Here is an 8,675-nt window from a genome sequence, read left to right on the forward strand (position 1 = left end):
ACGCGTTTCAATCCATCGGTTGTCCGTGGTCATGCCGGGGGGGCGGAAGACAGGACGACCATGTCCCCCGCAAGGACGTCGATCAGGCCCGACATTTCCATTTCCGACAGCACCGCAAGGACGGTTGCCGTCGAGAACTGGCAGCGCCGTACGAGATCGTCAACACTCGATGGTGCAAAAGACAGCAGTTCGCGCACCGCCGCATGTGCCCCCTGCGCGTCCATCCGGGGGGACGAAGGCGTGTTTTCCGCCATTTCCGTCACGATCGGGTCCGCATCGGGCACTGGCGCGAAAAGAGGCGGCGGCACGGGCCCCGACGGCAGTTCACGCAGGATGTCGCGCTCATTCTCCGTCAGTACGGCGCCCTGGCGCAACAGGTCGTTGCTGCCATGGCAGCGCGGGTCGAGCGGGGACCCGGGAACCGCGAACACGATCCTGTCATAGTCGAGCGCCATGCGCGCCGTGATCAGGCTGCCTGAACGCAACGCAGCCTCGATCACCACGCAGCCCAGGCTGATTCCCGCGATCAGGCGGTTGCGACGCGGGAAATGCCGCGCCTGGGGCAGGGTGCCGGGCGGGGCCTCGGTCACCAGCGCGCCCTGTTCGGCGATTTCACGATGCAGGCGGGCATGTTCGGGGGGATAGGGACAGTCCAGACCCCCCGCGATGGCCGCCACCGTCCGCCGCGCCGGCAGCGCGCCGCGGTGGGCGGCGGCGTCAATCCCGCGGGCAAGGCCGGACATGACGGTCACGTCCGCCGCAGCCAGCATGGTCGCAAGGCTCTGCGCAATGCGCATCCCCCCGGCGGAGGCATTGCGCGCGCCGACCACGCCGACGATCCGCCCGCGCAGCAGGCCCGCGTCGCCGATGACCGACAGGACCGGCGGCGCGTCGGCCACCACCGCAAGGGCAGGGGGGTAATCCGGGTCACCATGGACAAGGATCCGCCCGCCGATGGCCGCCGTGCGCTCCATCTCGCGGGCGATGTCGTCGATGGGCGGCACGCGATCGGCCTCGCGCCCGCGTGCGAGCATGTCGAGCGCCGCGCGCGCCGATCCATGCGCGCGGATCAGGCGGTGATAGGAAACCGGACCGATGCCCCGTGTGCGTGCAAGCCGCAGGCAGGCGGCCACATGGGCATGGTCCGGCGCGGTCATGTCCTGTCCTGGCCGATCCGGGGTTCGGTCCCGTGAAGGATGCGCGTGATATTGGCATGATGCCGGATCAGGATCAGCAGCGCGATCAGCACCCCCGACAGATAGACGGGAGAGGAGGGCGGCACATGCCCCGGCCAGATCATGACCAGCGGCAGGGTTGCGAACGCCACCAGCGCCCCGGCGGAGGAAATGCGCGTCGCACGGGCAAAGATCAGCCAGATGGCGCAGCAGCACAGCCCGATGGCGGGCGACAGCGCGATGACGGAACCAAGCCCCGTGGCGACACCCTTGCCGCCCCTGAACTTCAGCCAGACCGGGAAGCAGTGGCCGGCCACCGCGCACACCGCCGCCAGTGCCTCGGCCGCGTCGGTATGGAACGGGCACAGCACGAAGGCGCAGAAGACGGCGAACGCCCCCTTGGTCCCGTCGAGCACCAGCGTGCCCGCCGCCAGTTTTTTATTGCCCGTGCGCAGGACGTTGGTCGCGCCGATATTGCCCGACCCGATCTTGCGGATATCCCCCCCGCCCGACAGCGCGGTCAGCACAAGCCCGAAGGGAATGCTGCCGATCAGGTAGGACAGGAACCCCACCGCCGCCATGAGCGGCAGGTCATAGGACGGGATGCCGTAGATCATGCCCGATCCAGGCTGAACACCTGCCGCCCGGCCTTCCATGTCGCCAGCACCCGTCCCTCCAGCGCGCGGCCGTCAAAGGGGGTGTTCTGCGCCTTGCCCGGCAGTTCGCCGGCCTCCACCTTCCACGCGCGTTCGGGATCGAACAGGCACAGGTCGGCGGCCGCACCCACCGCCAGCGTCCCCGCCTTGCTGCGCAGCAGGGCGGCGGGGCGGTGCGTCAGCAGGCCGATCGCATCAGCCAGCGTGAGGCTGCCGGCATGCACCTGCGCCAGCGTCACCGACAAAAGCGTGGCAAGGCCCGTGCCACCTGCCGCGGCCACGGCAAAGGGCTGTCGCTTGTCATCCGCGTCGCAGGGTGTGTGGTCGGAGGCGATGGCGTCGATCGTACCATCGGCCAGTGCCGCGCATACCGCACGCCGGTCGGCCTCCGCCCTCAGCGGAGGCGACAGCTTGGCATAGGTGCGGAAATCCCCGATCACCGTCTCGTTCAGGTCGAAATAGGGGGGGGCCGTGTCGCAGGTGACATTCAGGCCGTCCGCCTTCGCCTGCCGGATCAGGTCCAGCCCCTCGGCGGTGGAGACATGGCCGAAATGCAGCCGCCCGCCCGTCATGCGTGCAAGGCGCAGGTCGCGCGCGATCAGGATCGCCTCCGCCGCGGGGGCGATGCCCGGCAGGCCAAGGCGCGTGGCCAGTTCACCATCGGTCGCACACCCGCCACGCGCCAGCGACGGGTCCTCCGGATGCTGTACGACCATCGCGCCGAACGCGCGGGAATAGGTCAGCAACTGCCGCATCAGGCGCGTATCGCCAATCGCGCGGATGCCGTCGGTAAACGCCACCGCGCCCGCTTCGTTCAGCAGGCCGATTTCCGCCATTTCCGCCCCCGCGCACCCGCGTGTCAGCGCACCATAGGGCAGGATGCCGACCATGCCGGTTTCCTCGCCCCGCGTGCGGAGCAGGCGCACCAGCGCGGGATCGTCGATCGTCGGCAGGCAGTTGGGCAGTACCGCGATGGTCGTGATCCCGCCCGCGACGGCGGCACGCGCGGCCGAGGCCACGGTTTCGCGATATTCGAATCCCGGCTCCCCGATGGTGACGCGCATGTCCACAAGGCCGGGACACAGCACCATGCGCCCGTCGCCGCGCACGATGGCGGCCCCTTCGGGCGTGCCTTCGGCCTGCGGCAGGTCCACGCCCGCGATCACGCCATCGCGCACCAGCAGGCGGCCGGGCCGGTCCAGCCCGCTGGCGGGATCGACCAGGCGTACATTTTCAAAGACGGTCGTGCTCATCGCGTGTCCTCCCCGCGGGAAAGGAGGTCGAGCACGGCCATGCGCACCGCCACCCCCATCTCCACCTGCTCGCGGATCACGCTCTGGTCGGAATCGGCGACGCGGCTGTCGATTTCCACCCCCCGGTTCATCGGGCCGGGATGCATCACCAGCGCACCCGGCCGTGCAAGGGCGAGGCGTTTGTTATCCAGCCCGAAATACCGGAAATACTCACGCGGGCTGGGCACCTGCCCGCCCTTCATGCGTTCGCGCTGCACCCGCAGCATCATGACCACGTCGGCGTCGCGCAGGCCCTCTTCCATCGTGTGATGGATGGTGACACCCAGTGCCGCGATCGCGCCGGGCACCAGTGTCGGGGGGCCGACCACGCGCACCGTGCATCCCATGGCCGTCAGAAGGTGGATGTTCGACCGTGCGACGCGGCTGTGGCTGATATCGCCGCAGATTGCGACCGTCAGGCCATGGAACCCGCCGAAATGGCGGCGGATCGTTAGCGCGTCGAGCAGCGCCTGCGTGGGGTGTTCGTGCGTGCCGTCGCCTGCGTTGACGACGCTGGCCTCCACCTTCTGCGCCAGCAGGGCGGGGGCGCCGGACTGCGAATGGCGCACCACCAGCAGGTCGGTATGCATGGCGTTCAGCGTCGCCGCCGTATCCAGCAGCGTCTCGCCCTTGTTGACCGACGAATTGGCGACCGACATGTTCACCACGTCCGCGCCCAGACGCTTGCCTGCCAGTTCGAAGGACGTGCGGGTGCGGGTGCTGTCCTCAAAGAACAGGTTGATGACCGTGCGGCCCCGCAGCAGGTCGCGCGGCGTCTTTCGCGACCGGTTCAGCAGCGTATAGCTGTCGGCGAGGTCAAGGATCGGGGTGATCCGGGTCGGGTGCATGCCCTGCACCCCCAGCAGGTGCCGGGGGGACGCGCGAAAGAACTGCCCCCCCGTCGCACGCGGTGGGGCGGGGGAGTGTGTCGCGCGCTCATTCATCGGCAACAGCCTTTATCCGGGCAAGGACCTCGTCACGGCCCAGCGCGAGCAGCGTGTCATCAATGCCGGGCGACATGCTCGACCCCGTGACCGCCGCGCGCAGTGGCTGCGCCACCTTGCCGAGCTTGAGTTCGTTTTCTTCGGCAAACTTCCGCAGGGCCGCGTCGATGGCGGGGCCGTCGAACGGGTCGAGCGCCGCCAGCGCCGCGCCGAGGCGCGCCAGCATCGCGCGGTTTTCGGGCGTCAGCAGTTTCTGCGCCTTCGCATCGAACGGCAGCGGGATGGAACGGCCAAGGAACGCCGCGTTTTCCGCAAGCTCCACCAGTGTCTTGGCCCGTTCCTTCAGGCCGGGCATCAGGCGCAGCACGCGCGCGCGCGTCGCATCCCCGGTGTCCACGCCCTCCATGTGCGACAGGCGTTCCATCACATCGTTGGTCAGGCGCGTATCATCGGCCTGGCGCATCCACACGCCATTGATGTGCAGCAGCTTGGCATAGTCCATGCGCGAGGGCGAACGTCCCACCCCGTCGAGGTCGAACAGCTTGATCTGTTCCTCACGCGACAGGATTTCCGCATCGCCATGCCCCCAGCCAAGGCGCAGGAGGTAGTTGTTCAGGGCTTCGGGCAGGTAGCCCATCTCCCGGAACTCCACCACCGACTGCGCGCCATGGCGCTTCGACAGCTTTGCGCCGTCGGGGCCGTGGATCAGCGGCAGGTGCGCGAATTTCGGCAGGTCCCAGCCCATCGCGCGATAGATCATCGCCTGTCGGAAGGTATTGGTCAGGTGGTCGTCGCCGCGGATGACATGGTTGATGTCCATGTCATGGTCATCAACCACCACCGCAAGCTGGTAGACCGGGGTGCCGTCGGCGCGCAGGATGATCATGTCATCCATTTCGGCATTGGCGACGCGGACCTCGCCCTGCACAAGGTCGTGAAGGACCGTCTCCCCCTCACGCGGGGCCTTGATGCGCACGGTATAGGGCGCGTCCTTCGGGGCCTCGGACGGGTCACGGTCGCGCCACATGCCGTTGTAGCGGGGGGGGCGTCCCTCCGCCATCGCGGTCTCGCGCATTTCCTTGAGTTCTTCGGCCGTGCAGTAGCAGCGATAGGCCAGCCCGCGTTCGAGCAGTTCGTGCGCGACCTCGGCATGGCGCGCCTGGCGCGTGGACTGGAACACGGGTTCCTCGTCCGACTGGATTCCCATCCATGCCAGACCGTCGAACAGCACATCCACCGCCTGCTGGGTGGAGCGTTCGCGATCCGTATCCTCCACGCGAAGGAGGAATTTGCCGCCGTGGTGGCGGGCATAGAGGAAGTTGAACAGGGCGGCACGGGCATTGCCGATATGCAGCAGGCCGGTGGGGCTGGGGGCGAAGCGTGTACGGACAGTCATGAAACGGCTCCTTAGCATGTGTTGGACCCTGCCAACAGGGGGCAGGTGCGTCCGTGCCCGCCAATATCGCGCCCGCAGGCCTGCCGATGTTACGCGTGCCGACCATGATATACAGGCACGAATCGCCGCCCTTTCGCGCAACCTGACGGAGCCGCCCCATTCCCCACGCCCGATGGCATTTCCTGTGGCAGCATGTCGTGCGGATATTCCCTGCGCTCGTGGCGACTCTGTCGGGGCGGCTGTGGGCGCAGCGGGGGCGGCTGGTGCTGTGGCTGCCGGTGGCGATGGGGATGGGGAACGCGGCCTATTTCACCCTGTCGCGCGAACCCGCCATGGGGTGGGTCGTGGCCCTTGGCATGGCCGCGCTGGCGGGGCCGGTGCTGGTGCGCTGGCGTGGCGACCTGCTGCGTGTGCGCATCGGTGCGGGCCTGTCGTGTGCCGCGGCGTGCGGGTTTCTTGCCGCATGGGTGGCGGCGCACCATGCCCCGCCTTTTCCCGACCTGCCGCATCGCGCGACCCACCTGCGCGGGCAGGTCAGGGCGGTGGAGGACGTGGCCGCACCCGGTGGTGGCACGCGCCGTCGCGTGGACCTTGGGCATGTGCAACTGCTGGACGGCATTGATGCGGGCATGCCGCCGATGCGGCGTGTGATCCGGCTGCGCCTGCGTGATGACGATACGCAGGCGCTGGCGCCGGGCATGTGGGTGACGGTGCGCGCGCTGCTCGCTCCGCCGGGGCCGCCTGACCTGCCGGGCGGGTATGATGCGCAGCGACGGGCCTGGTTCGCCGGGATCGGGGGATCCGCCCGTGCGCTGGACGTGCCCGTCATCACCGCAGGCGGGGCAGGGGGATGGGCCACATGGCTGGGGCGGGTGCGCGCGCATATTGCCGGTCGCGTCATGGACGTCCTGCCGGGGCAGCGCGGGGCGATGGCCGTGACGTTGCTGACGGGGCGTTCGGGCGGCATTTCGGCACGCACGCGCGCGGATTTCGCGGATTCGGGACTGGCGCACCTGCTGGCGGTGGCGGGACTGCACCTTGGCATCGTCATGGGGCTTGGCATCGCGGCGGTGCGGAGCATGCTGGCGTTGTCGGAACATGCGGCGCTGCGCTGGCCCTGCCGGCAGATCGCGGCGGTGGCGGGGCTGGTGCTGGGATGCGGGTATGTGCTGCTGACGGGCGCGCACCTTCCGGCGCAGCGCAGCCTTGTGATGGCGGTGGTGGCAACATTGGCGATCCTGACGGGGCGCAGGGTCGTCTCGCTGCGCTCACTGGCGCTGGCGGCGGGAGTGCTGCTGCTGCTGGAGCCTGAGGAGATGCTCGAACTGCCGATGCAGATGTCGGTGGCCGCCGTCATGGCGCTGGTGGCGGGGTTCGAGGCCTGCGCCACCCCGCTGCGCCTGCTGCGCGAGGGGGAACATGCGTGGCAGCGCACCGCCGGGCGCATCGGACACCTGTCGCTGGCCAGCATCCTTGCCGGGGTGGCGTGCCTGCCGGTGGGGATGGCGCATTTCGCGGATGTCGGCGCGTGGTTCGTGCTGGCCAACCTGATTGCCGTGCCGCTGGCGGCCTTCTGGATCATGCCATGCGGGATGGTGGCACTCCTGCTGATGCCCTTCGGGTTGGAGGCGCTGGCGCTGGTGCCGATGGGGTGGGGCAATGCGGTGGTCATCTGGATGGCGCACCATGTCGCGGCATGGCCGGGCGCGCATGTGGGCGTGCCGCAGATGCCCGCATGGGGGCTGGCGCTGTTCTTCCTCGGCCTGTGCTGGCTGTGCCTGTGGACGCGCCCGGCATGGCGGCTGTGGGGTGTCGCACCGATCGCCCTTGCCATGATGACGCCATGGATGGTGCGCGTGCCCGATGTGCTGGTCCCGGCGCAGGGGCGGATGCTGGCGGTTGTGGATGGTCCCGACCTGCTGGCCGGGCCACGGGGGCATGTGGACCGGTTTGTCCTTGGCGACTGGGCGCGTGTGCTGGACCGCCGGGCCGGGAGTCTGGCCGACGGCATGGCCACGCCGGACGGGCGCCTGACCTGCCAGGCAGGGGTGTGCGTGCTGGTCCGTGGGGCGCATCGCATCATGATGGAGTTGCGCGGCGGGGCGGATCCCTCCTGCGCCGGGGTGGATGTGCTTGTTACGCTGTCCGGGGGGCATGCGGTGTGCCGCGATGTGGTGCGGATCGATGCACTGACGCTGTGGCGTTCCGGGGCGCAGGCCCTGTACCTCGACCCGTCCCGGGGGGTGGAGGTGCGCACCGACCGGCAGGTGCGTGGCGCACGGCCATGGGTGATGGGGCCGGGGCAGCATGGGATGCCCAACCTGCCGATGGCGCGGGCGGAGTGAACGGTGAGGGGTGTTCGGGGGGGCGGACTTTTTTCAGAAGGGCTGCGTTTTTCGAAGCTTTTTGGAAAAAGCTTCACCAAAAACTTTTGAATTCTGAAAAAATAACGGGAGCTGGAAGGTTCTTAATTAACAAAAGTTTTTTGGTTCTTTTTTGCAAAAAAGAACATCCGCTTCCTTATGTCTTCGCCGCAGGGGCCTCGTTGCGGATATCCTCCTTCAGGCGGTACTGGCACGGCTCAAACGCGGGACAGCGCCAGCATTCCGGCTTACGCGCCTTGCACACATAACGCCCGTGCAGGATCAGCCAGTGATGGGCGGGGCGCAGCATGTCGGCGGGGATGCGTCTGACCAGTTGTTCCTCCACCGCGCGGGGTGTGGTGCCGGGGGCGAGGCCGGTGCGGTTGCCGATGCGGAAGATATGCGTATCCACCGCCATGGTGCTGTCGCCAAAGGCAATGTTCATCACCACGTTCGCGGTCTTGCGCCCCACGCCGGGCAGGGATTCCAGCGCCGCGCGATCATGCGGCACCTTCCCGCCAAAGCGGTCGAGCAGTTGCTGCGACAGGGCGACGACATTGCGCGCCTTGGTCCGCCACAGCCCGATGGAGCGGATATGCGCGCCGACCTTTTCCTCGCCAAGGGCCACCATCGCCGCCGGGTCGGGCGCGTCCGCGAACAGGCCCACCGTGGCGCGGTTGACCGACGCATCGGTTGCCTGCGCCGACAGCACGACGGAGACCAGAAGCGTGAAGTCATCGACGAAGTTCAGTTCGCTGCGTGCGTCCGGATTGGCGGCGGCAAGCTGTTCGATGAAGGCGCGGACTTCGGCGCGGGTCATGGCGCGGCGGGCGGGGCGGGGGCTGGGCC

General features: G+C 68.5%; 7 protein-coding genes. 1 reads left to right on the plus strand and 6 read right to left on the minus strand.

All coding sequences use genetic code 11. The features are described 5' to 3' along the window. Nucleotides 1–29: 29 nt before the first annotated feature. Genes dprA through gltX form a run of 5 tightly spaced genes read right to left on the minus strand, consistent with a single transcriptional unit; the run spans nucleotide 30 to nucleotide 5,463 of the window. Nucleotides 30–1,157, minus strand: coding sequence for a DNA-processing protein DprA (gene dprA, locus HNH97_RS14300; protein ID WP_171791330.1), 1,128 nt, complete (start codon nucleotides 1,155–1,157; stop codon nucleotides 30–32). After that, the gene (gene plsY, locus HNH97_RS14305; RefSeq protein ID WP_110913454.1) at nucleotides 1,154–1,792 is read right to left on the minus strand and encodes a glycerol-3-phosphate 1-O-acyltransferase PlsY; all 639 of its coding nucleotides are present in this window, start codon (nucleotides 1,790–1,792) and stop codon (nucleotides 1,154–1,156) included. The genes dprA and plsY overlap by 4 nt, the downstream gene beginning before the upstream one ends. Next, nucleotides 1,789–3,084 carry a dihydroorotase gene (locus HNH97_RS14310; protein ID WP_171791331.1) on the minus strand — a complete coding sequence of 432 codons (1,296 nt, stop codon included), beginning with the start codon at nucleotides 3,082–3,084 and terminating at the stop codon, nucleotides 1,789–1,791. The genes plsY and HNH97_RS14310 overlap by 4 nt, the downstream gene beginning before the upstream one ends. Continuing rightward, nucleotides 3,081–4,067, minus strand: coding sequence for an aspartate carbamoyltransferase catalytic subunit (locus tag HNH97_RS14315; protein WP_227744240.1), 987 nt, complete (start codon nucleotides 4,065–4,067; stop codon nucleotides 3,081–3,083). Before HNH97_RS14315 ends, HNH97_RS14310 begins: the two co-directional genes overlap by 4 nt. Then, nucleotides 4,060–5,463 carry a glutamate--tRNA ligase gene (gltX, locus tag HNH97_RS14320; protein WP_171791332.1) on the minus strand — a complete coding sequence of 468 codons (1,404 nt, stop codon included), beginning with the start codon at nucleotides 5,461–5,463 and terminating at the stop codon, nucleotides 4,060–4,062. Before gltX ends, HNH97_RS14315 begins: the two co-directional genes overlap by 8 nt. Before the next feature lie 218 nt (nucleotides 5,464–5,681). Between gltX and HNH97_RS14325 the strand changes: the two genes are divergently transcribed. Further along, nucleotides 5,682–7,808: a ComEC/Rec2 family competence protein gene (locus tag HNH97_RS14325; RefSeq protein WP_265176110.1), complete on the plus strand. Its 2,127-nt coding sequence runs from the start codon at nucleotides 5,682–5,684 to the stop codon at nucleotides 7,806–7,808. Between the two features lie 175 nt (nucleotides 7,809–7,983). Here the strand turns inward: HNH97_RS14325 and nth are convergent. Beyond that, a partial coding sequence (gene nth / locus HNH97_RS14330) for an endonuclease III (protein WP_244949475.1) occupies nucleotides 7,984–8,675 on the minus strand: 692 nt, incomplete at its 5' end.

The sequence above is a fragment of the Gluconacetobacter entanii genome, from assembly GCF_013155425.1.
Lineage (GTDB): Bacteria > Pseudomonadota > Alphaproteobacteria > Acetobacterales > Acetobacteraceae > Novacetimonas > Novacetimonas entanii.